22 protein-coding genes and 1 riboswitch are annotated in these 23,711 nt (G+C 39.5%); of the genes, 10 read left to right on the top strand and 12 right to left on the bottom strand.

The genetic code is table 11. From position 1 onward, the window contains the following. Positions 1-62 precede the first annotated feature (62 nt). Positions 63-704, top strand: coding sequence for a PAQR family membrane homeostasis protein TrhA (trhA, locus tag SOI76_RS03055; RefSeq protein WP_031946436.1), 642 nt, complete (start codon positions 63-65; stop codon positions 702-704). Positions 705-836: 132 nt separating this feature from the next. Then, positions 837-2,147: an MFS transporter gene (gene yhjE, locus SOI76_RS03050; RefSeq protein ID WP_016143091.1), complete on the top strand. Its 1,311-nt coding sequence runs from the start codon at positions 837-839 to the stop codon at positions 2,145-2,147. Between the two features lie 67 nt (positions 2,148-2,214). On the opposite strand, the gene SOI76_RS03045 is transcribed toward yhjE, so the two are convergent. Next, positions 2,215-2,658 carry a hypothetical protein gene (locus SOI76_RS03045; RefSeq protein ID WP_104079910.1) on the bottom strand — a complete coding sequence of 148 codons (444 nt, stop codon included), beginning with the start codon at positions 2,656-2,658 and terminating at the stop codon, positions 2,215-2,217. A gap of 131 nt (positions 2,659-2,789) precedes the next feature. Then, entirely contained in the window at positions 2,790-5,510 is a 2,721-nt protein-coding gene (gene secA / locus SOI76_RS03040) for a preprotein translocase subunit SecA (protein ID WP_104079911.1), read from the bottom strand. A gap of 406 nt (positions 5,511-5,916) precedes the next feature. Here secA and SOI76_RS03035 point away from each other — a divergent pair, with 406 nt between their 5' ends. The 3 genes from SOI76_RS03035 to SOI76_RS03025 all read left to right on the top strand — a co-directional run bounded on the left by SOI76_RS03035 (position 5,917) and on the right by SOI76_RS03025 (position 8,217). After that, the gene (locus SOI76_RS03035; protein WP_002116558.1) at positions 5,917-6,558 is read left to right on the top strand and encodes a peroxiredoxin; all 642 of its coding nucleotides are present in this window, start codon (positions 5,917-5,919) and stop codon (positions 6,556-6,558) included. A gap of 271 nt (positions 6,559-6,829) precedes the next feature. After that, a complete protein-coding gene (locus tag SOI76_RS03030) occupies positions 6,830-7,642 on the top strand; it encodes an MBL fold metallo-hydrolase (protein ID WP_205668431.1) in 813 nt (270 codons plus the stop codon). Beyond that, positions 7,639-8,217 (top strand): dual specificity protein phosphatase family protein, encoded by a 579-nt coding sequence (locus SOI76_RS03025; RefSeq protein WP_205668432.1) that lies wholly within the window; start codon positions 7,639-7,641, stop codon positions 8,215-8,217. The genes SOI76_RS03030 and SOI76_RS03025 overlap by 4 nt, the downstream gene beginning before the upstream one ends. Before the next feature lie 29 nt (positions 8,218-8,246). On the opposite strand, the gene iga is transcribed toward SOI76_RS03025, so the two are convergent. The 5 genes from iga to SOI76_RS03000 form a co-directional block, all read right to left on the bottom strand. Beyond that, positions 8,247-9,266, bottom strand: a complete 1,020-nt coding sequence (gene iga / locus SOI76_RS03020) for an SPOR domain-containing protein (RefSeq protein ID WP_104079914.1) — start codon at positions 9,264-9,266, stop codon at positions 8,247-8,249. Continuing rightward, on the bottom strand, positions 9,257-10,543 hold the full coding sequence (folC, locus tag SOI76_RS03015; protein WP_104079915.1) for a bifunctional tetrahydrofolate synthase/dihydrofolate synthase: 1,287 nt from the start codon (positions 10,541-10,543) through the stop codon (positions 9,257-9,259). The genes iga and folC overlap by 10 nt, the downstream gene beginning before the upstream one ends. Further along, positions 10,540-11,436, bottom strand: a complete 897-nt coding sequence (gene accD, locus SOI76_RS03010) for an acetyl-CoA carboxylase, carboxyltransferase subunit beta (protein ID WP_032055370.1) — start codon at positions 11,434-11,436, stop codon at positions 10,540-10,542. The genes folC and accD overlap by 4 nt, the downstream gene beginning before the upstream one ends. Beyond that, positions 11,433-12,236 carry a tryptophan synthase subunit alpha gene (gene trpA / locus SOI76_RS03005; RefSeq protein WP_032062578.1) on the bottom strand — a complete coding sequence of 268 codons (804 nt, stop codon included), beginning with the start codon at positions 12,234-12,236 and terminating at the stop codon, positions 11,433-11,435. Before trpA ends, accD begins: the two co-directional genes overlap by 4 nt. A 245-nt stretch (positions 12,237-12,481) precedes the next feature. After that, positions 12,482-13,531, bottom strand: a complete 1,050-nt coding sequence (locus SOI76_RS03000; protein ID WP_104079916.1) for an AraC family transcriptional regulator — start codon at positions 13,529-13,531, stop codon at positions 12,482-12,484. 121 nt (positions 13,532-13,652) lie between these two features. Between SOI76_RS03000 and SOI76_RS02995 the strand changes: the two genes are divergently transcribed. Continuing rightward, positions 13,653-14,528 (top strand): metal-dependent hydrolase, encoded by an 876-nt coding sequence (locus SOI76_RS02995; protein ID WP_205668433.1) that lies wholly within the window; start codon positions 13,653-13,655, stop codon positions 14,526-14,528. 8 nt (positions 14,529-14,536) lie between these two features. Here the strand turns inward: SOI76_RS02995 and SOI76_RS02990 are convergent, their stop codons facing one another. From SOI76_RS02990 to trpF, 4 genes are read right to left on the bottom strand one after another with little or no spacing between them, the layout of a single operon-like run. Continuing rightward, complete coding sequence (locus SOI76_RS02990) at positions 14,537-15,532, bottom strand: DUF2804 domain-containing protein (RefSeq protein WP_104079918.1); 996 nt, start codon at positions 15,530-15,532, stop codon at positions 14,537-14,539. A gap of 37 nt (positions 15,533-15,569) precedes the next feature. Then, positions 15,570-16,082 (bottom strand): DUF1543 domain-containing protein, encoded by a 513-nt coding sequence (locus SOI76_RS02985; protein ID WP_104079919.1) that lies wholly within the window; start codon positions 16,080-16,082, stop codon positions 15,570-15,572. Between the two features lie 10 nt (positions 16,083-16,092). Then, positions 16,093-17,322: a tryptophan synthase subunit beta gene (trpB, locus tag SOI76_RS02980; protein WP_002116129.1), complete on the bottom strand. Its 1,230-nt coding sequence runs from the start codon at positions 17,320-17,322 to the stop codon at positions 16,093-16,095. After that, on the bottom strand, positions 17,297-17,965 hold the full coding sequence (gene trpF / locus SOI76_RS02975) for a phosphoribosylanthranilate isomerase (RefSeq protein ID WP_104079920.1): 669 nt from the start codon (positions 17,963-17,965) through the stop codon (positions 17,297-17,299). Before trpF ends, trpB begins: the two co-directional genes overlap by 26 nt. A 126-nt stretch (positions 17,966-18,091) precedes the next feature. Further along, a riboswitch (cobalamin riboswitch) is annotated at positions 18,092-18,299 on the top strand. A 23-nt stretch (positions 18,300-18,322) separates the two neighbouring features. On the opposite strand from trpF, the gene SOI76_RS02970 reads away from it, so the two are divergent. From SOI76_RS02970 to ugpQ, 3 genes are all read left to right on the top strand, one after another. Then, entirely contained in the window at positions 18,323-20,239 is a 1,917-nt protein-coding gene (locus tag SOI76_RS02970; protein ID WP_104079921.1) for a TonB-dependent receptor plug domain-containing protein, read from the top strand. Positions 20,240-20,334: 95 nt separating this feature from the next. After that, positions 20,335-20,913, top strand: coding sequence for a cob(I)yrinic acid a,c-diamide adenosyltransferase (locus tag SOI76_RS02965; RefSeq protein WP_104079922.1), 579 nt, complete (start codon positions 20,335-20,337; stop codon positions 20,911-20,913). A 74-nt stretch (positions 20,914-20,987) separates the two neighbouring features. Then, positions 20,988-21,701, top strand: a complete 714-nt coding sequence (gene ugpQ, locus SOI76_RS02960; protein WP_057076375.1) for a glycerophosphodiester phosphodiesterase — start codon at positions 20,988-20,990, stop codon at positions 21,699-21,701. A 28-nt stretch (positions 21,702-21,729) separates the two neighbouring features. On the opposite strand, the gene SOI76_RS02955 is transcribed toward ugpQ, so the two are convergent. Next, positions 21,730-22,263 carry an META domain-containing protein gene (locus tag SOI76_RS02955; protein ID WP_104079923.1) on the bottom strand — a complete coding sequence of 178 codons (534 nt, stop codon included), beginning with the start codon at positions 22,261-22,263 and terminating at the stop codon, positions 21,730-21,732. 208 nt (positions 22,264-22,471) lie between these two features. Between SOI76_RS02955 and SOI76_RS02950 the strand changes: the two genes are divergently transcribed. After that, complete coding sequence (locus SOI76_RS02950; RefSeq protein WP_016143072.1) at positions 22,472-23,644, top strand: acyl-CoA desaturase; 1,173 nt, start codon at positions 22,472-22,474, stop codon at positions 23,642-23,644. Positions 23,645-23,711 lie beyond the last annotated feature (67 nt).

Genomic DNA, 23,711 nt, shown 5'->3' with positions numbered 1-23,711 from the left:
ATAACTTTACGTCTGTTTTGTATTTCTATACATTTGTATTTTTAATCAAAAAAATTAAAGTTATGAGTAAATCTGTGTTGGAAACTTACGATCCAAAAGAAGAACTATTTAATGCCTATAGTCATGGTGCAGGTGTTGTTATGGCAGTCGTAGCTTCTATCTTTTTAATTATAAAGGGATCTTATCTTTCTACTGCTCAGTGGGTAGGTTTATGGGTATATTCATTTAGCCTGATTTTAGTTTTTACCAGTTCTACACTCTATCATTTTGCTCAAACACAAAACCTACGCTACTGGTATAAAAAACTCGACCACACTGCTATTTATTATTTAATTGCGGGAACATATACCCCGTTCTTGAGCATCGCAATTCCTACACAAAAAGCTCATATTTTACTTATTGCTCTCTGGAGCATTGCTGCAATTGGTACACTTTTCAAGTTAGTTTTTATTCACCGCTTTCAGAAAATTTCGCTACTTGCTTATGTTCTTATGGGTTGGCTTGCTGTATTTGTTATGGATGATATGCGCACCTATCTGAGTAAAGACGCGTTGATTTTATTAATCATTGGCGGATTAGCTTATACGGTTGGAGCATTGTTTTACGCGTTAAAAAAGGTAAGATATACCCATGCGATCTGGCATATTTTTGTGCTTTTAGGTGCAGGGGCACATTTTCTTGCCATCTATTGGTACATAGTTTAGTCCATTTTTCACTCATATTCAGTGATCCTGAAAGAGTCATGGATGATGTTCTTTCACGCTACTCTTTGAGAAAAATATGTCTTTAAAAAGAGTAGTAATTAAAAATAAATTTTAACTGATATAAGGACTTATATGGAGTCAACCTCTGCGACTGCTGCTCCTGTAGTAGCCACTAATTCAAAAACACGAGTTTTGTTTGCAAGCTTAGTCGGTACAACCATTGAGTTCTTCGACTTTTATATCTATGCAACAGCTGCTGTGATTATCTTTCCACACCTATTTTTCCCTGCTAGTAGTGGCAGTGCCGCAGTCTTACAATCTTTAGCAACCTTTGCAATTGCCTTTATTGCTCGCCCTATTGGTGCTGCACTATTCGGCCATCTTGGAGACCGTATTGGCCGAAAAGCAACTTTAGTTGCAGCTTTACTGACCATGGGTATTTCAACTGTATGTATTGGTTTGCTTCCAACCTATGCCCAAATCGGAATTGTCGCACCATTACTATTAGCTGTTTGTCGTTTAGGACAAGGCTTAGGTTTAGGTGGTGAATGGAGCGGCGCAGTATTATTAGCGACTGAAAACGCCCCAGAAGGTAAAAGAGCATGGTATGGCATGTTTCCACAGCTAGGTGCTCCAATTGGCTTTATTTTAGCAACAGGCTCTTTCTTATTATTAAGTGCAGTTATTCCTGAGCAAGCATTCATGCAATGGGGCTGGCGCATTCCATTTATTGCCAGTGCTGTATTGGTTATTGTTGGTTTATACATTCGCTTAAAGCTTCATGAAACTCCAGCTTTCCAAAAGGTTTTAGATAAGCAAAAAGAAGTTAATATTCCATTTAAAGAAGTGTTAACCAAACATACAGGTAAGCTTATTCTTGGCACAGTTGCAGCAATCTGTACCTTTGTCGTGTTCTATCTTACTACCGTATTTGCTTTAAACTGGGGAACCACAAAGCTTGGCTATGCACGTGGTGAGTTCTTAGAACTTCAACTCTTTGCCACACTTTGCTTCGCCGCATTCATTCCTTTATCGGCTATTTTTGCAGAAAAATTTGGTCGTAAAACAACTTCTATTGGCGTTTGTATTGCTGCTGCGATTTTCGGATTGTTCTTCTCTAGCATGTTAGAGTCTGGAAATACCTTAATCGTATTCCTTTTCTTATGTACTGGCTTGGCAATTATGGGATTGACCTATGGTCCAATTGGTACAGTTCTTTCTGAACTTTTCCCAACTTCAGTTCGTTATACAGGTTCAGCATTAACTTTTAACTTGGCTGGTATTTTTGGTGCATCGTTTGCCCCACTTATTGCGACTAAACTTGCTGAAACTTATGGTTTATATGCGGTTGGTTATTATCTTACTGCTGCATCACTTTTATCACTCATCGCGTTCTTACTCATTCGTGAAACAAAAAATGATGATGTAAATAATCAGATTTAAAGTTTTAAATACACCCCCATAAAAAAGCCAGTTCAAAATTGAACTGGCTTTTTTATACATATATGTCTTAATTTATTGTTGCTGGATTTGCTGGAGCAACACTACTTGTTACAGCCGGAGCTGTTACATTGCTTGCTGCAACTGCCGCTGGTCCTGCTACAGCTGCTTCACCGATTAAAGCCACTTTTGCTTTTTCTTGGCTCTTTGCAGAAAGCGCTGGGTTACTTGCCACAATACGATTAATGTTTGCTGAGTTTGCTGGAGCAATCGCAGTTGTTTGTAAAATAATTGGGCGATTATTTGTGTTACCCAACGTATAGCGAATACCCGTACGTGGGCTAATCACTGTAGTATTTTCTTGCTTAACTACAGCTTGAGCCGAAGTTGGGCCTTTTGCTGCAAGAACTTTATCAACCGTTGTCGTTTGAGGGGCTGAAGCTGCTTCTGCTGCAAAAACAAAACTTGGTACAGCAAGAACAGTTAAAAATAAAGGTTGTAATACTTTTTTCATTGTCTTTCCAACATACACTCTGGATGAGAAGTAAATAGCATTTAATGCTTAAAACTGCAAACATTATTCACAGGCTTACTACAAACATAAAAAAAGCAGAACAATTGTTCTGCTTTTTTTGCGAAGGTAGATTAGATCTTACCGTGACATTGCTTATATTTTAGTCCTGAACCACATGGGCATGGTGCATTACGGCTTTCGGGAATAGGGAAAGTTTGCTGATCAGCAGACTCGTTCATGGTTTCTTGAGAAAGTGTAACTTCACCAGTTAAACCATCTACATCATCATGTTCAAAAGAAAGCTTCATTGATTCAGCTTGCTGCTGCTGTTGAGCTTCCATTTCTGCAAGTTCTTCTGGTGTTGGGATATGTACACGAGACAAATCAGTCACAACATCAGTTTTAATAATACCCAACATATTTACGAACAGGTTGAAAGCTTCTTTCTTATATTCCTGCTCAGGGTTCTTTTGCGCATAGCCACGTAAGTGAATACCTTGACGTAAATAATCCATTGCAGCTAAGTGATCTTTCCAATGGCGATCAAGAGAGTTTAAAACGAAATGACGTTCAAGCATTGCTGCCGATTCGTCACCCATTTGAGCACGGCGCTGACGATAACGCTCAATCACTTCATCGCTAATGCGCTCAACTAAACCTTCTTCATCTAAACGACGATCTTGGTCTAACCATTCTTGAATTGGTAGCTCAATACCTAAATCAATACGTAAAGCATTTTCTAAACCTTCGACATCCCACTGGTCATGAATTGACTCTGGTGGAATAAAGTTAGCAATCATGCCTTGCATCACTTCACGATGCATTTCTTCAACATATTCTTTTAAGGTATTTTCAGCTAGTACTTCATCACGTTGTGAATAAATAATCTTACGCTGTTCATTATTCACATCATCGTATTTCAATAAGTTTTTACGAATATCGAAGTTACGCGCTTCAACTTTACGTTGAGCATTCTCAATCGAACGGCTCACCATTTTATGTTCAATCGCTTCGTCTTCTTTCAAACCCATCGCGCGCATCATACCAACGACACGGTCGCCTGCGAAAATACGCATAAGGTCATCTTCAAGAGATAAATAGAAACGAGAAACACCAGGGTCACCCTGACGACCGGCACGACCACGTAACTGGTTATCAATGCGACGTGATTCATGACGTTCAGAACCAATGATATGCAAACCACCAGCTTGCAATACATCTTCGTGGTCTTGTTCCCATTGTGCTTTTAGACGTGCTTCATCTTCTGCAGTTGGGTTTTCAAGTTTGGCAAGTTTCGCTTTCCAGTTACCACCCAAGATAATATCCGTACCACGACCAGCCATGTTAGTTGCAATCGTTACTGCATTCGGACTACCCGCTTGAGCAATAATGTCAGCTTCACGCTCATGCTGTTTTGCGTTCAAAACTTCATGATGAATACCAGCTTGCATTAGCTTAGAAGATAAAATTTCGCTGGCTTCAATCGTTGCCGTACCAATCAGAATCGGAGCAACACCCTGCTGACGAATATTCATAATTTCTTGAATAATCGCGTTATATTTGCCGTTACGGTTTAAATAAATTAAATCATTTTGGTCGTTACGAATCATTGGGCGATGCGTTGGAATAATCACAACATCAAGTCCATAAATTTCTTTCATTTCCGCAGCTTCAGTATCAGCAGTACCTGTCATACCTGAAAGCTTTTTATAGAGACGGAAATAGTTCTGGAATGTTGTTGTCGCTAAAGTTTGGTTTTCAGGCTGAATTTCCAAGCCTTCTTTTGCTTCAACAGCTTGATGCAAACCTTCTGACCAACGACGACCAGGCATCGTACGACCTGTATGTTCATCGACAATAACGACTTCACCATCATGAATAATATAGTGAACATCACGTTGGAACAGGAAATGCGCACGAATGGCAGCAGATACATGGTGAACAAGATTTAGGTTTGTTGCTGAATATAAGCTTTCGCCTTCGGCCAACAAGCCCATTTGAATAAGTTCTTGTTCAACAGTTTCATAACCAATTTCAGTCATTTCAACTGAACGCTGCTTTTCATCAATCCAGAAATGACCACCATCTGCTACTTTTTCTTCTTTTTGCGGATGCAATTTAGGCGGAATCGTATTGATTGCACTGTAGAGGTGTGAAGAGTCTTCACTTTGACCAGAAATAATTAATGGTGTACGTGCCTCATCAATCAAGATAGAGTCAACTTCATCGATAATGGCATAGTGCAAACCACGTTGTTTCTTTTCTGCTAAAGAAAACACCATGTTGTCACGTAAATAGTCAAAACCGAATTCGTTATTGGTACCGTAAGTAATATCGGCAAGGTAAGCTGCCGCTTTTTCTGACGGACCTTGCATTGAATAAATCGTACCAATTGATAGACCCAAAAATTCAAATAATGGGCGGTTCAACTCGGCATCACGCTGTGCCAAATAATCATTCACAGTAATGACATGTACACCTTGGCCACTCAAAGCGTTTAAATAACACGCTAGAGTACCCATAAGGGTTTTACCTTCACCAGTACGCATCTCGGCGATCTTACCTTCATGTAAGGTAATACCACCGATTAACTGAACGTCATAGTGACGCATACCCATCACACGCTTAGCAGCTTCACGACAAACTGCAAACGCTTCTGGAAGTAATTTATCTAAACTTTCGCCATTATTATAACGTTGTTTGAATTCTGGAGTTTTTGCAGATAAGTCTGCATCGCTTAAAGCTGATATCGTCGGCTCGAGCGCATTGATTTGCTCAACAATTTTGCGCATGCGTTTGAGTTCACGCTCATTTTTTGTACCGAAGATACCTCCGATCAGACTTGCCAACATGGATAAACTCTCTAAATCTTGCTTGGTCAAATGAATAAACTTTTTCTCAGTCGTTTATTATGGTGCCAGAAATTTGAAGTACAAGGGGTTTGCACAAAACCCCTAAAAAAAATCTGATAGTTAGACGAATGGTTTTTCATTCATCTAATCTCCCCTTAATGTGCCGAGCACCAAAAACACACCATTAACGCTTATCGATTAAGCATAACTACCGAGAAATCTAATTTAGCAAATTTACCTTAAAGTTACATTGATTAAGCACTTAAAATAAAAAGTTTTAGTCATATATATTTACACTTATATAAAAAGTTCATAATAAAATACAAAAACAATAATTTTAATCATAAAGTAAATGCTGCATATTCATTCAATCGAATAACAAATTATGCGCAATTGAGGAAAGATCATGACACTACGTTTAGGAGATACTGCTCCCGATTTTCAACAAGAATCGAGTGAAGGCACAATTAATTTTTATGATTTTTTAGGGGATAGTTGGGGAATCTTATTTTCACATCCAGCCGACTATACTCCCGTATGTACAACTGAATTAGGTTATACAGCAAAATTAAAAGATGAATTTACGAAGCGTAATGTTAAAGCAATTGCTTTATCTGTAGACGATGTAGAGTCTCATAAAGGTTGGATCAACGATATTAATGAAACGCAAAATACAACTGTAAACTTTCCAATCATTGCAGATAAAGATCGTAAAGTATCTGAGCTCTATGGCTTCATTCACCCTAATGCCAGTGAAACTCTAACAGTGCGCTCATTAGTGATTATTGATCCTAACAAAAAAGTTCGCTTAATCATTACCTACCCTGCTTCAACGGGCCGAAATTTTAATGAAGTCTTACGTGTCGTTGATTCATTACAATTAACAGACAAACATAAAGTCGCTACGCCTGCGAACTGGCAGCAAGGTGAAGATGTCGTTATTGTGCCGTCACTTAAAGATGAAGAAGAAATTAAACAACGTTTCCCTAAAGGTTATACGGCTGTTAAACCTTATTTACGCCTCACGCCACAGCCTGAGCAAGATTAAAGCCTTTAAAAAGGCTTTAATCGAAGCGCAAGATAAGCGAAGCGCGTAGGCAAGCACTTGAAAAATTCCCTACAAGACAAACGAAGTGCGTAGGCAAACATTTGAAAAGTTAGCTACAAGACAAACGAAGCGCATAGGCACAAGAGGTTAAATATCACACCCTAAAAAGTCACCCACAGCGGTGGCTTTTTTATTTATGTATTGAATACTCATGGTTTTTATTGCTCAGATCAGTTATAACTCGAACCGATTCGGTAAAAAAATAAAAATCATGATCTATAAAATTCATCATTTAAAATGTGGCAGCATGTGCCCGGTTTGTGCGCCATTATTTGGACAAAAGGGCTTCCGAGCTGAAGTAATCTGTCATTGTCTTTTAGTTGAAACTGATCGAGGCTTAGTGCTTATCGATACGGGCTTTGGCCTGCAAGACTACTTACATATGAAGCAGCGCCTAGGCTCATTAGTTAAACGCTTAGGCAAGATTGAGCATAATCTTGAATTTAGTGCGATCCAACAAATCCAAAAGCTTGGGTTCAGCCCCAAGGATGTACAGCATATTTTTGTCACTCACCTTGATTTTGACCATGCTGGTGGTATCTCAGATTTTCCTCATGCCACAGTCCATGTTTTAGCAGCAGAATACAACGCGGCTCAACTTCCAAACTTTAAGGGCAAACTTCGCTATAGAACCAATCAATATAAAGACCATCGATATTGGAACTTTGTTGAATATCAAAAAGGTGAAGCATGGTTTAACCTCGAAAAAGTCAAAGGTTTTCCCCTGTTTCAAGATGAAATTTTAATGGTACCGCTACTAGGCCATTCGGCTGGGCATTGCGGTATTGCTATAAAGCAACAAAATCAATGGTTATTATTTTGTGGAGATGCTTACTACTCAAATCTAGAGTTAAACCCTAAAAATAAATTAAGATCACTCAATCTGTTGGAAAAAACATTTGCAGAGGATAATGAAAAACGTATTTTCAACCTCAAACGCTTACAGCATTTGGCTCAACATGAATCCACGATTGAAATAATTTGTGCTCACGACCCTGATGAGCTTAAACGGTATCAAACATGAAGAAATTATCGCTCCTTACACTTGTGATCTGTATAAATTTACAAGGATGTATGCAGCACGAAAGTATCGCCCATGAGCATCGACCACAAGATTGGGGAAGCTTAGTTTCTCAGACTCATAACTTTTATCAAATTAGTAATGATGTTTATCGTAGTGAACAACCAAGTGCTGCCATGATTTCTGAATTAAAGATTCATCAAATTGGAACGATCATTAATTTAAGAGCCAAAGACGCAGATAGTTTAGTTTTTAAAAATGAAAATTTTAATCTTGTGCATATTCCTATCAACACTTGGGCAATTGACCGACAAGATCTCTTAGAAGTCATGCAACAAATCAAACTTGCCAAGCAGAATGATCAGCGCGTTTTATTGCACTGCTACCATGGTTCAGACCGTACAGGTGCCAGCGTTGCCATGTATCGCATTATTTTTGAAAATTGGGCAATTGATGATGCGGTTAAGGAAATGAAACAAGGTGGTTACGGTTATCATATTATTTGGAAGAACATTGACCGTTTATTTACACCTGAAAATGTAAAATGGATTCAACAACAACTGTCGAATCCATCTTAGTGACATCTTGAGTAGAATTTTTACTCTGGTTAACGTTGGTCTAACGGTACCCAGTCAATTACCCAAGCTGATTTCATATTTAAGCTTGAATCAGAAGTAATTTTCTTACGAGCAGCATCTGCTGTATCACGGTCTTTTGCAGGACCAACCATAATACGAATTCCCTTACTGGTTGGGCTTGTAGTTACCTTATAGCCTTTAGCTCGTAATTTAGAAACCACTGCATCTGCATTTGCTTGGTTAGCAGCCAAAGCGACTTGAACCATCCACTTTTTATCGCCATTTTCAAGCAGTTCACGTGCTTTTTCAGCTTCAGCTTTTTTCTCAGCTTCAGCTTTTCGTTTAGCATCAGAGGCTTTTTTATCAGCTTCTGCTTGTCGTTTCGCTTCAGCAGCTTTCTTGTCTGCTTCTGCTTGGCGTTTCGCTTCTGCAGCTTTTTTATCTGCTTCTACCTGTCGTTTAGCTTCAGCTGCTTTCTTGTCTGCTTCTGCTTGGCGTTTTGCTTCAGCAGCTTTTTTGTCTGCTTCTGCTTGGCGTTTTGCTTCAGCAGCTTTTTTGTCTGCATCTATTTTTGAAGTATCAGTTGTTTTATTCACCGTATTGGTTTGTTGGTTTTTAGCTTTCGCCTCACCCACTAACTCCGGTGGAATATTATCTGAACTTTCTTGAGCTGCTGTACGGCGCGCATTAATCGCAGCGTACTCTGCTGCAGCTTTACGAGCAGCGTCAGCTTCAGCTTGCTGCTGCATTGCTAAGAACTCAGCTGCACGCGCTTCTTGTTCAGCAACAGCCTTTTCACGCGCACGACGCTGTTCTTCTAGCAAACGTTTTTCAGTTTCAACATCAACCGCAAGAGGTTGTAGTTGTACCATTTGCCCTTCACTTGTCTGTTTTGGTTTAGTTTGAGTTTTTGGCGATGTGGATGCGGATGGTTGAGCTTCAACCTGTTTTATTTCCTCATTTCCTTTTAGAAGTAATGCTGCCAATAAAACACCACCTCCTAGTAAAACAACGCCACCCATCCAGCGTTGTTTGTTATTCATTGACATTCTTCCAAATACTCCCAAATCGCTTCTAAAGTATGAAACGAACCACAGGCCAAAATCAGCTGATTGTTATTTGTTTGCTCAAGCGCTGATTTAAAAGCCTCTTTGATATTGCCATATTGTTGTACTGTCTGGCCTTGCAAGGCATCATTGAGTTGCTGAATCGATGCAGCACGCGGCACATTCAATTCAGCAATTTTCCAATGTAAAACAGTAGGTTTCAATAAATCGACTACTGATTTTATATCTTTATCTGCCAGCATTGAAAATACTGCGACAACTTCTGTGTACTGTTTATTGTATTCTAAGAAATTTCGCAATTGCTTTAACAAAAATTCAACACCATGAGGATTGTGTCCGGCATCAAAAATGACCGTTTTCCCGTCCACTTGGCGCTGTTCAAAACGCCCTGCTAAGCGAGCAGACTGAATACCTTTTTCTAATGCTGACTGAGAAATCTCAAGTCCGCTATTTAAAATGGCAGCAACCGCCCCAGCAATATTTTCAATCGCTAATGTACCTAACGGAAGTTTTAAAGTGGTTCCTTCCGAAGCAAAGTACCAGTTTTGTCCATCATCTGCGAGCTTATAAAAATAATCACGATTAACGGTATATAACTCTGCTTGTGTACTTTGCGCTTTATCTTGAATTGCTTGCGGCAATGGTTGCTCACCCGCGAAGATAACCGGAATATGTGGACGAATAATGCCTGCTTTTTCAAAAGCAATTTTTTCAATGGTATCGCCTAACCAGTCTGTGTGATCTAGGCCAATATTAGTAATTACTGCAATGTCGGGATCAATCACATTGACAACATCTAAGCGTCCGCCCAGACCAACTTCAAGCACCCATACATCACATTGTTGTTGTTTAAAAATAACAAAAGCAGCCAAAGTGGTTGCTTCAAAAAAAGATAAGCTTAAATCACAATCGCGACGAGCCTGATCGACTTGAACAAAAGCATCAATCAGACTTTGATCATCGACTTCTACTCCACCTAGTTTAACTCGCTCATTAAAGCGATAGATATGCGGTGACTGATATAACCCAACTTTATAACCCTGTGCGTTTAATATCGCAGCCAGTGTAGTTGTGGTTGAGCCTTTACCATTCGTTCCGGCTACTGTAAAAACTTTAGCATTAGGCTGAGTTACACCCAGCTTTTCTGCAACAGGAATTACACGTTCCAGACCAAGATCTATCCCTGTAACGTGAACATGGCTCCAATAATTGAGCCATGTATCTAAAGAGTCTATTGAAAGTGGAGCTTGTTGGTTCAAGGTAAGTTCATCAATTTCGATACAAGTCGAGATACAGTATCACGTAAAGCATGACGATGAACAATCTGATCGATTACACCATGATCAAGCAAATATTCAGCACGTTGGAACGGTTCTTCAAGAGTTTCACGTACAGTTTGCTCAATTACACGCTTACCAGCAAAGCCAATCATCGCTTTAGGTTCAGCAATATGAATATCACCCAACATTGCTAAAGAAGCTGTTACACCACCATACACAGGATGTGTTAACACAACGATATATGGTAAGCCAGCATCTTTTAATTTTTGAATCGCAGCAGAAGTACGCGCCATTTGCATAAGCGATAACATACCTTCTTGCATACGCGCGCCGCCAGAAGCTGCGAAACAGATTAATGGCTGACGTTTTGCAATTGCAAGCTCGGCAGCCTGTACAAAACGGTCACCTACAACTGTACCCATTGAGCCGCCCATAAAGTCGAACTCAAACGCACATGCAATCATATCTACGCCATTTAAGTTACCTTGCATGGCAATTAAAGCTTCTGTTTCACCAGTTTTAGTTTGCGCTTCACGCATACGATCTGGATACGGTTTAGAATCAACAAACTTTAATGGATCTTTGGCGCTAAATTCTTGACCCAATTCAGTTACAACATTATCGAAGAACCAGTTCAAGCGGTCACGAGCTTTCATTCGTAAGTGCTCATCACATTGCGGACAAACATATGCATTGAAAGATATTGCTGTACGTGTCACTAGTGCATGACATTCAGGACATTCAATCGTTGGCTCAGTAAATGTTGCTTTGAGAATTTGTTGCTCATCTGCGACTTCAATACCTGGAACCGGACGTTTTGTCCATGGTGTCGAAGGGCTAAGAACTTTCCCTGGTTTCACTTCTTGATTCATACTAACTCATCGAGCGCTGCTCGAAGCTCCTTGACTTTACTCACCGTCTGTTCAACAGCGTCATCCGCTGCCAACGTTGCAAAATTTTTAACGAAAGCACTACCTACAATCACGGCATCAGCAACGCTACCCATTGCTTTTGCTGAAGCGGCATCACTAATACCAAAACCAACACCCACTGGAATATTAGTGGCATTTTTGATTTTTTGAATACGCGCAGCAGCTTCTGCCGTATCAAGTGTTGCTGCTCCAGTTACACCCTTAAGTGAAACATAGTAGATAAAACCACTTGCCTGATTTGTCACATGTTGAATGCGTTGATCTGTAGAAGTTGGTGCAAGTAAGAAAATTTGGTCCATATCATGTTGTTTCAACACAGCACCAAACTCTTTTGACTCTTCTGGTGGTAAATCCACAAGTAATAAGCCATCTACACCACATTGTTTCGCATGAGAAACAAACTTCTCGTAACCAATCACTTCAACCGGATTCAGATAACCCATTAAAACAACAGGTGTTTCCTGATCCTGCTCACGGAACTCTTTTACCATGTTGAGTGCATCCAACGTATTGGTTCCTGCTGCAAGCGCACGTTCAGCTGCAAGCGCAATTACCGGACCATCAGCCATTGGATCTGAAAATGGTAAACCAAGCTCAATGACATCTACTCCTGCCGCAACCATTTTATGCAGTAACGGAACCGTTACTTGTGGCTGTGGATCACCCGCCATAACATAAGATACAAGCGCTTTACGTTGTTGGGACTTAAGCTTTTCAAAACGGGTGGCAAGACGTGACATAGGGTTGTGCTTTCCTTGAATTATTTAAAATTGAGGAGTTGTTTGTAGAAATACAAGAACATCGCATTTTAACGCTATTTTTTGTCCATTGAACAGCTCTAACGTTATGGCGATATTCGATTGTATGATTCATACAACCCATGGCGTACATTTATCAATATTTTGAAACTTTTCTCAATGATCAAAGCTTCCTATTTTCGAGCCATTATTAGATCGCTGTCCGATCAAAAAACAATCACACAAAATCATTTCTCAATATTTTTATGGGCGAGTTGTAATTGCCTTTTACGTGTAAGCAAAGTTTGTCCTGTCAAATTTTTATGCGCGCGTGCAAGTGCCGACTGGTCCGAATATCCCAACTGTTCAGCAATTGTGGTCAGGCTGGCATTTTCGTGAAGTAATATTTCACAGCGTTTCATACGTTCAGTATCTAAAATTAATTTAAATGAAGTATTTAATGACTGTAATTGACGCTGCAAGCTCCGTACTGAAATATTCAACTCAATAGCAATATCCTCTATTTTAGGGGCTTGTTGCTTGTGTTTAAAATATTCATGAACAATCCAATGTATTTGCTGAGCTAAATCTGTATGTATTTTCCGCTGAGCCAATGCCTCTTCTGCCTGTTTCACCAAAAGTTGCATTAGAGTTGGGTCTGCTTGGCGAGGGCGAACGCTCAATCCCTCACTTGCAAAAGTTAATGCATAGTAAGGTTGCTCAAATGATAATTTGCATTGAAAGAAACGCTGATAGTGAACTAATGGACCACGTGAACGGTGCACAAACTCAACATGCTGCAAGAGAAAATCATGGAAAGGAGCAATTTGTTTAGCAAGTTGTACCATAGCAGCTAAAGTCAGCTCACAAAGTATGATATTACTGGCATCAACTAGCGGCCAATACAAACGGATGCTAGACGTATCTTGTTCGATTTTCATAGGCACGACTTGCTCGCCGTCAATGACGAGCCGATGAAATTTCATGACATATTCAAGAACCTCTGCAAAGCTCCCACTCCGAGAAGCCATATATCCCAGTACACCAAAATTGGCAGGTGTAATACAAGTTGCCATTTCCAAGGCCAAATTAGAAACTTGTAGACAAGACTCTGTCAGCTCTAAAAGTTCAAGAAAAAAGTTTAAAGAAGATTGAGCATCAATAGATGAAGCTAAAATATTTTGAACTTGACGGGTCTGAACATCCGTCAGATGTAATCCCTGCCAATCGATTCCTTTTTCTTTTAGATACGTATTCCACAGATAAAAATAACCATTTGAAATCGTAAAATCTTGCATGGCTCATCCTTTTTTTAATGCCATCTTGTCGCAAACTGTATAAAAATTGGCAATAACTGTCAAAACAAAGCCGACCATTCGCGACATACTAATGAACATGTTAGATGCGAGAAATAAAAATATGAACGCACATGTTTCTTATCAGGTCGAGCCAGTAGTTCGCAAAGATCTAGATTTTCATTTAAACAAAGCGCCTCGCTTTTGGTTTAATAATGATCCTTTTTTGACTCGTATGTTTGATGCACTCAGCTTAACCTTTCCAGATGGAGAACGTTATTTTATTGAATGTGTCCGTATGTTCCGAGATAAAATTGATGATCCCGAACTACAAAAACGAGTTGCAGACTTTATTAAACAAGAAGCTCAACACGGTATTGCACATGACAAAATGAATCAGCTCATGAAAGAGCAAGGCATGCCTGTTGACCAGTTCACAGCTACGCTAAAAAGAATTTTTCGTTTTGAACTCACCAAACGCTCACCGCAATACAATATTGCAATGACGGCGGCAGCGGAACATTTAACTGCATTAATGGCAGAAACCTTTTATAGCAATAAAAAAACTTTGGAAAATGCTCACCCCTATGTTCGAGCACTGTTTGCTTGGCATGCCATTGAAGAGATGGAGCACCGTGATGTTGCTTTTGATGTCATGAAACAGGTGGGTGAAGTTCCTGAGTCGACTCGTCGTTTTGTCTTGGTTCTTACGACCGTACTGATGTTTGGCTTTACACTTTACCGCACGAATATCATGTTGAAATGTGATGGCTTTAGTCCAAGAGAAAGACTCTTGATGAACCTTAAAGGTTTACCTTGGTTCTTTGGCAAAAATGGCACATTAACTGCTATGAAAAGCCAATATTTAGATTGGTTTAAAAAAGACTTTCATCCAAGTCAGCATCCGGTCATTCGTCAATATCCTGTTTGGATTGAAACACTCGAAAAGACCAATGATCCGATTGCGGCTGGTGAGGCATTCTGGCAAGCAGGTTTATAACCTGCTTGTTACCATTTTGCATAATGTTGTTCTAGTAAGCCGTATTCTTCTTTGCAATTGATTATATCGGTTGCCTCATGCTCAATCGTGCCGCTAATTTTAGCTTGCCACTGATTGAACTGACTGCCAATCATTCTTAAATTAATATTTTCGTATCTACACCACCCAATATGCACTTGTAGATTAAGCTTTTGATCTAGAGAGCTAATTTGCCAAAGCTCATCATTTACTTTTTCAAATAAAATATCAGTCAGTGGAAATAAAACTCCGTTAATCCATAAGCAATTTTCGTTACCAAAGCTTTCATTAACACCAGAAGCTAAATTTAAACCGATACGTCGCCCTTGCTCATCCCAAAAATTACATGAAAGCCAAAACCAAGCTGTTTCAGGTCGCAAAAAACCGCAGGTATCATCTAAGGATGCGAATGTCTTTTCATCAAATTGTACGATTTGGTTTTGTTTATTAATAAACATCCCTTCTACACCCAGCGTGGTCTGCTTTTGAGTATAGGTCCACCCATTGATGCCTGTCGGTGTACACAAGCTTAATATATCGGTTCCGGCACAAAAAATTCGAGCGCTGAGTTGAATCTCACCATATTTGGTCACTCGGATATATCGCACACCATTGGCATGCTGGATATCAAACTGATAAGGAGATTTAGAAAAATAACTTTGATTAAATAAGGGCTGTTCATCAAGGTAGGTTTTATGACCTAAAGGCTGAATGGCATTCCACTCGATGACTTGCCCTGTTTCATGGTCATAAATATAGAAAAAGCCATGACCGACCCAGCCGATATCTGCAATTGCCAGACCAATACTATAGTGTTTATGTTGAATGCCGCAGAATTTAAATTTTTTATATTTTAATTGCTTACGCCAGCCTTTAAGAACCTTACCATAAGGGGTTTTATAAATATAATGTTGTACGTGAATGGTTGACGGTACAGATTCAAAACGCCCGTAACGAGGCTGTCCATTTTCTTGAATTAAATCCATTTACCCACTTCCATATGAATATTAGATTTCAAATGACCTATACCACGGTCAAATATGTATTTTCCCAAATTGTTTCAGCAAAATCACCTTTTATTAAATGAATATAGCGTCCTGCTACATAATCTATCGCTAAACAGTCATCAATATCAATGACTCGATCTGTATGTGCTTTTTGCCACTGCCGATCTATAAATTGTTTACCTAATTGTTTTGCAACTACCGCATTCGGTGCAACCACAAACTCATAACGGTGAAGTTCACCGAATTCACTTGCATTATATCCACCTAGATTAATTAAATATAATTTTAAATCATTTGGTTGTGGAGCAGCGTCTGTAAAGTGAATTTGATAATTTTGTCCTTGAGAGCTAACTCCTGAGAGCTTGGTCCAAGCATCAATATGTAATCCTTGAGCCTCACCAAACCAAGCCTGTTTAAGTTGAGGATAAACTTCTTCCAAAGTATCTCCTACAGCCATGACTACATCATGAACTTCTGTATTAGCGCGTGCATGACGCCCACCTAACATCACCATAAACAAGCTTGGCATTATACTTCTCTTACATCTCGACCATTTCTACGCCATCAATGCGTGCAACTGTCATTAAATCTTTATCACCACGACCTGAAACAGTCGCAATAATAATCTGATCTTTAGACATCGTCGGTGCAAGCTTAGAGACATAAGCCATCGCGTGCGAGCTTTCAAGCGCAGGAATAATCCCTTCGATTTTGGTTAAATCACGGAAACCTTGTAGAGCCTCAGTATCATTAATCGGCACGTATTCTACGCGCTTCATATCTTTCAAGAAGCTATGTTCAGGGCCAACACCCGGATAATCAAGGCCCGCCGAGATACTATGTGTCTCAATAATCTGGCCTTGTTCATCACTCATTAAGTAAGTACGGTTACCGTGCAATACACCCACATGACCCGCATTTAACGGCGCAGAGTGTTTACCAGTTTCAATACCAAAACCAGCTGCTTCAACACCATACATTTTCACATTGGCATCGTTTAAAAACGGATAGAACAAGCCCATTGCATTTGAACCGCCACCTACACAGGCAACTAATGCATCTGGTAAACGACCTGCTTGTTCCAAAATCTGTTTACGTGCTTCACGACCAATAATCGACTGGAAGTCACGAACCAATTGAGGATATGGATGCGGGCCTGCAACCGTACCAATCACATAGTACGTCGTATCAACATTAGTTACCCAGTCACGCATCGCTTCGTTCATGGCGTCTTTCAACGTTTTAGAGCCACTTTGTACAGGAACAACTGTAGCACCCAACAAACGCATACGATAAACGTTCATGGCTTGACGCTTAACGTCTTCGGCACCCATATAAACAACACATTCAAGACCTAAACGTGCTGCAATTGTTGCTGTTGCTACACCATGCTGCCCAGCACCAGTTTCGGCAATAATACGTTTTTTACCAGAAAGCTTTGCAAGTAATGCCTGACCAATCGTGTTGTTTACCTTGTGTGAGCCTGTATGGTTCAAGTCTTCACGTTTAAGGTAAATTTGCGCACCACCTAACTCTTTTGACCATCGCTCAGCATAATAAAGTGGACTAGGACGACCAACATAGTAGGCGAGATCGCGGTCGAATTCTGCCAGAAACTGTTCATCATTTTTCATGCGAGAATAGAGATTTTCTAAATCTTCTAATGCCGCCATTAGAGTTTCTGACACAAAACGTCCGCCATGGATACCGAAATGCCCTGCAGCATCTGGGTACTGTGTATAGTCAATCACATTGTTTTGCTGATCCACGTTGGACTCCTTGCATAAATCGTTCAATGAGTTGTTGGTCTTTTATACCTTTTGCGGACTCTACGCCTCCGCTCACATCTACTGCAAAAGCACCGGTAGTATGAATAGCGTCAATGACATTGTCAGGGGTTAAACCACCTGCCAAAATTAATGGAATATCAAGTTTCGGGAATTTAGACCAGTCAAACTGATGTCCTGTGCCCCCTTTGAGCTCAGGATGCCACGCATCGAGCAATACAGCACTGGCACCAGCTGCCTGATATTTTTGAATTTCAGCAACTACATCTAAATCAGGTTTAACCTGAATCGCTTTATACCAGCGACGTTTACAATGGCGAGCAATTTCCTGACATTGTTCTGGAGTTTCATCGCCATGTAGTTGTAATACATCTAGGGGAACACAATCAAGTACATCCTGAATTTCAGTGGCACTTGCATTCACAAACAAACCAACCATTTGTATATAAGGTGGAATTACTTTTGCTAATTCTTGGGCCTGTTCAACCGTAACATGTCTTGGGCTTGGCGGGAAAAAAACAAAACCAATCGCATCTGCTCCAGCAGCAACAACTGTCTGAACATCTTGAATGCGAGTAATTCCACAGATTTTTGCTCGTGTACGTTTTTGGTTTGATTGGCTCATGAGCTGTTTAAACTACAACCATTTCTTAAAATAAGCGCCATTGTAATGCAATTTTTGTCCCTTGCGTAAAAGTTCTCTGGGAATTGGGCTAAATGACATTGTATGAAATAAATCGCCACTTTATACTGCGTAAAATTGGAAGCAAGTGTAAGCAATTCATGCTTTAGGGAAGCTGGTGAAAGTCCGGCACTGCCCCCGCAACGGTAACAATGTAAAGCATATTTTTTAAGTCGTTCTCGACTTACACCACTGCAGTAATGTGGGAAGGTGAATATGTCCATAACATACATATGGCGCTGAAGTCCGGAGACCTACTTGTTTCATCTATCTACCCGATCATTCACGTGGGGTGAATGTATGGAGCATGTTATGTCTAAATCTTTTCAACCTACTCGTCTGGTAGGGGCTATCGCTATTGCGATGGGGTTTTCACCTGTTATTTTTGCTGAAGATACAACGAACGCAACTCAGCTTGATCCAATTGTAGTCACTGCTTCAAAAAGTGCTGAAAAAGCGAGTGAGGTTCCGGCACGTATTTCAGTGATTTCAAAAGAAGAAATTGAAAAAAATCCTATTTCAAATTTATCTAACATCTTACAAAAAGATGCATCTATTTATATCAAACAAAATGGTGGTCTTGGACAAGGCACTAATCTTTTGATTCGTGGTACAAATCCAAATCATGTAGTGTTATTAAAAGATGGAGCACGTCTAAATACTCCAAATACCCTTTCCCCAATCTATCCTGAACTTTTAGATACAACTAATCTTGACCGCATTGAGATATTAAAAGGTCCTGCATCAGTTCAATATGGTACTGATGCGATTGGTGGTGTGATCCAAATGATTACATCTACACCTGAAAGAAACTCTGCATTCGTTACAGGTATTTATGGTGAAGATAATACGTATAAGGCCATTATTAGAACAGATTTAGTCAGTGATACAGGATTCTTTGCTCAGATTCGTGGGCAAAGTATGGAAAGTGATGGAACACATATTTTTAACACACAACCAGACAATTTAAAAGCTGCTTATGATCAAAAAGGTTATAGCGCAAAATTAGGTTATGACAATAAGAATAATTTAAATACAAGTGTTGAAATTTCTCAAAATAAGGGCGCTAATAATTATTCAGACAATGGTGGCATAAGCAATACAGCTAAACGTGAGTTTGACAATCAGTTAGTCAGTACCAGAATCGAATACAAACCGACATCTAATATCACTATCAATACAAGATATTCTAATTTTAAAGATACACAAGAGTATCGTGAATCATCACCTTATCATGCTGACACTAAACGCAATGAAGGTGATTTAAATGTTAAGTGGCAATTTACACAGGCACAAAATATCTTGGTTGGCGCAAGCATTGATAATACAGAGTATCAAGATGCCTCGATTTTAAATGGAAAGCAAGGTATTGATTCTACAGGCTATTATCTACAACACCAATATAAAACTGATAAAATCAGCACACAATTAGGCATACGTCTCGAAGATAATGAAAAATTTGGAACACATAATGTAGGACAAGGGGCTGTTCGTTACTTTGTATTACCGTCAACTAGTATTTATGCAAATATCGGAACAGCTTTTAGAGCTCCTTCACTTACTGAATTGTATTATCACAGCGAAGCTGATTATGGTTCTGGTGGAATTTATCATACTTATGGCAATACTAATCTAAAACCAGAAGAAAGTACTTCATATGAAATTGGCTTAGATCATCAGTTTACTCCTGCATTAACAGCATATTTATCAGTATACAAAACAGACGTCAAAAATTTAATTGCATCAACTTCAAGTTTTGATGCTGCAACTAACACAACGACAAGTACTTATGAAAATCTAAACAAAGCACAATTTTCTGGTGGAGAGGTGGGTTTTAAATGGAAACAAGATGATCTATTTTTATCGACTGAATATGCCTATGTAAAAACCAAAAATAAAGAAACTGGTTTAGAGATTGCTTATCGTCCTAAGCAAACACTCACCTTAACTACAGGTTTAGAAAATACTGTTTACGGTGTCAGTGCTTCACTTATCGCCCGCTCTAACTCTAATGCTCAAAATAGTGCTAATCCACAAAAAGTTTCAGGCTATGCTACTGTCGATTTAAATGCTTACTGGAATATCAATCCAAACATTAAAGTATTTACTAATATCGAAAATGTGGGTGATTCTGAATATAAAACAGTTTACAACTTTGGTAATTGGTATGTGAATGGTGGCCGTCAAGCTTCTGTTGGGGTCACTCTCCGTTATTAATTTCTCACTCCAACTATAAAAATATTTTCTTAACTCCAGTTTCGGGGTAATGTTCTGACCGACATTATCCCTTTTTTATGTTCAGGATATCCATCATGGGACACCGTTTAAGCAAAATCTATACACGCACAGGCGACTCAGGTACAACAGGTTTAGGTGATGGTTCTCGTGTTGCCAAGGATGATTTAAGAATTACAGCACTTGGTGATGTTGATGAACTCAACGCCATTATTGGGGTACTTCGTGCTCAAATCACAGATAGCCAAGTAAATGATAAGGCTGAATGGGATAAAAGCTTAAGTCTGATTCAACATTGGCTTTTTGATTTAGGTGGAGAGGTTTGTATTCCAAATTACAATCTACTCCAGCCGGTTTGTATTGAATTTCTTGAAAAAGAAATTGACCGTATGAATGAAGACTTACCGATGCTTAAAGAGTTTATCCTACCGTCTGGTTCTTTATCTTGTAGTTATGCTCATCAAGCCCGTGCCGTTTGCCGCCGTGCAGAACGATCGCTCATGTCAGTACAAACTCGTGATCAAAATATTCAAGCTACAGCACTCCAACTTTTAAACCGCCTATCTGACTGGTTATTTGTTGCATCACGAGCTTTACAGCGTGCCGAAGGTGGTCAAGAAGTGCTTTGGCAAAAAAATATTAATGAGATTATTTAAAATTAGATTAGATTAAACATGGTCTCTGCTCTTTTTAAAGAGACTATAATCAAAAGATTTCATAGAAGAAAATTATGCGCATTATTGGTCATCGTGGTGCACGCCGAGAAGCTCCTGAAAATACACTTGGTGGGTTTCAGTACATAAAAAATTTAGGTATTCGTGGTGTCGAATTCGATATTCGTCAGCTTCAAGACCAAGAGTTAGTTGTTATTCATGATGACAATTTTTTGCGTACAGCCGGAGTCGATCAAATTGTAGAGCAATCGACTTTGGCTCAAGCGTTATCATTTGACCATCGTCAAAACTGGCCTGACTGGCCAAATTCAGAGCCAACACCTACACTCACAGCCGTTTTAAACTTACTTGATAACTTCGATCATATTGAAGTTGAAGTTAAAGCTGTAAGAGATATGGCGTTGGCCGAAAAACTCGTTCAAAAGCTTGAGACGGAATTACAGGGCTTTGAAAAAGTCGTCACCATCACAAGTTTTGATCTTCAAATTCTAACAGCCTTACGCGATATCAACTCTCAGTTTAAACGCGGATTGTTAGTTGAACTTCCTGTTGGGGCAACGGCAATTGAACTCGCGCATCAATATGGTTGCGGTCATATTGGTTGGCACGACCAACTGGCAACAGATGAAATGATTCAATTATCACATCAAGATGGTTTGAACATTAGTGTGTGGACAGTCAATGATGTAGAAAGAGCAAAAAGGCTGCGTGATTTAGAGATTCAGGGCTTAATTACAGATATTCCAACCACGATGTTAGAAGTCCTATAAATATAAAAAAGGTGGTAAAAACCACCTTTTATTTCTTTTGTGCCTGAATGAGGCGCTGACCACTCTGGTCAAGTAGATATAGCGTATTACCTACGAGTTGGAAGCGTTGAATACGTTGCAAAGCATCTACCAGCTCTGCTTCTTGAGCCAAAGCACCATCACAGCTTGAATGACCTGCATTTACTTGCATATCAAGTTTTTGCTGGCTGAAATTAAATGTATAACGGCCAAAAACAGCATTACAGCCCGTATGGCCGGATACTGTTTTGACTGCTGAGTTCAGTGAAATAGTGGGCCATTGGTTAAAGAATTTTGCCTTATGACCACTGATCTGAGTGATCTGCCAATCAATATCTTGAATGCCATCTAGACTCACTCTCTTTTTTACAACAGGTGCTTGAGTCTGATGAACTGTTCTTTTTGTTTGAACTTTTTTCGTAGTTTGTTCGGGTGCACTTTGACATGCGGCTAATACAAGACTGATTGTGACCAAGACACACTTCAATGATAATTTTCTTGAAATATCAATGCTGTTCTTTTTTTTCAATCGTTGTACGTTCATTAAACAACTTCTCCTGCTTGAAAAACTCTTTGACATAGTTTAATTCTGTTACGGTTCTTTCAATACATCTGTACAATAATGCTAGTGATTCTCACTAAGCACGTGCTAATATGAAGGATAGAATAGCAATATATCTTGATGATTGGTTTTGCTATGTCGTTTTGTCTTTGTACCTTGTTTCACAAGGATTCTAGGAGCGCTGCCGGATATGACTTCCGCCCCACTCAAAGCCCCAATTAACTGGACCGCTAGCATTACCTTAATTGGTTTACCAATTCTTGCCGCAATCATAATCCCGATTTATGCGTATTATTATGATTTTAGTGTAAGCGCATGGGTAAGCTTATTTTTTCTTTTAGCTCTAAGTAGTATGGGGATTACTGCTGGTTACCATCGCCTTTGGGCTCACCGAGCTTATGAAGCGTCGTTACCGCTTAAAATTCTTTTAATGATCGGTGGAACATTTGCCGTGCAAAATAGTATTTTGTTCTGGGCATCTGGTCACCGTACTCACCATCGACATGTTGATGATGTTGATGAAGATCCGTATTCAATTGAGCGTGGTTTTTGGTATGCCCATATGGGTTGGATGATCCGTGATCATTCACCATCTGAGCCAGACTTTAAAAATGCACCAGACCTACTCAACGATAAATTGGTCATGTTCCAACATAAATACTACGGTTTACTGGTAGTTGCAGTTCATGTTGGTATTTTAGGCTTAATCGGTTGGGCGACTGGCGACCTATGGGGTGTAGTACTCTTGGGTGGTTTAGTACGTTTAATCATTAGCCATCAAGTAACTTTCTTTATTAACTCACTTTGCCATATGTTTGGTAAACGTCCTTATACAGACGAAAACTCAGCACGTGACAATTTCTGGTTAGCCATTGCCACTTGGGGCGAGGGTTACCACAACTATCACCATATCTTCCAATACGACTATCGTAATGGTGTGAAATGGTGGCAGTATGACCCAACAAAATGGTTGATCTGGTCATGTTCTAAAATTGGTTTAGCTAAAAATTTACGTCGTATCCCAAGCTTTAATATTAAAAAAGCAGAACTCGCGATGAAATTTAAATATGCTGAACAAGACCTTGCTATTTATGGTCATGATGTAAATGCAGACATTACGCAAATGAAGCAACGTATTGCACAAGAGTACGAAGCTTTTACACACACCTTAAATGATTGGGCAAAACTTAAAGAACAAGAGTTACAAGCTAAAAAAGCAGCAATGGCTGAAAAGATTCATAGAATGGATCATAAGCTTAAAGTTGATTTCCAATTGCTTGAACACCGTCTAAGTCATCATCGTGAATGCTTAGAAACACTTATGCGTAGTGTTAAAAAGAATACCAACGTGGTGTCAGACTAAAATAAATTCTGATCTAAAATAGCTCTTTCGGGAGCTATTTTTATGCCTGCTTTTTAACTGTGTTATA

Source organism: Acinetobacter pittii (assembly GCF_034064985.1).
Taxonomy (GTDB): Bacteria; Pseudomonadota; Gammaproteobacteria; order Pseudomonadales; family Moraxellaceae; genus Acinetobacter; species Acinetobacter pittii_H.
The sequence above is the reverse complement of the archived record's forward strand: the minus strand, read 5'-3'. Positions and strand labels throughout refer to the sequence as shown.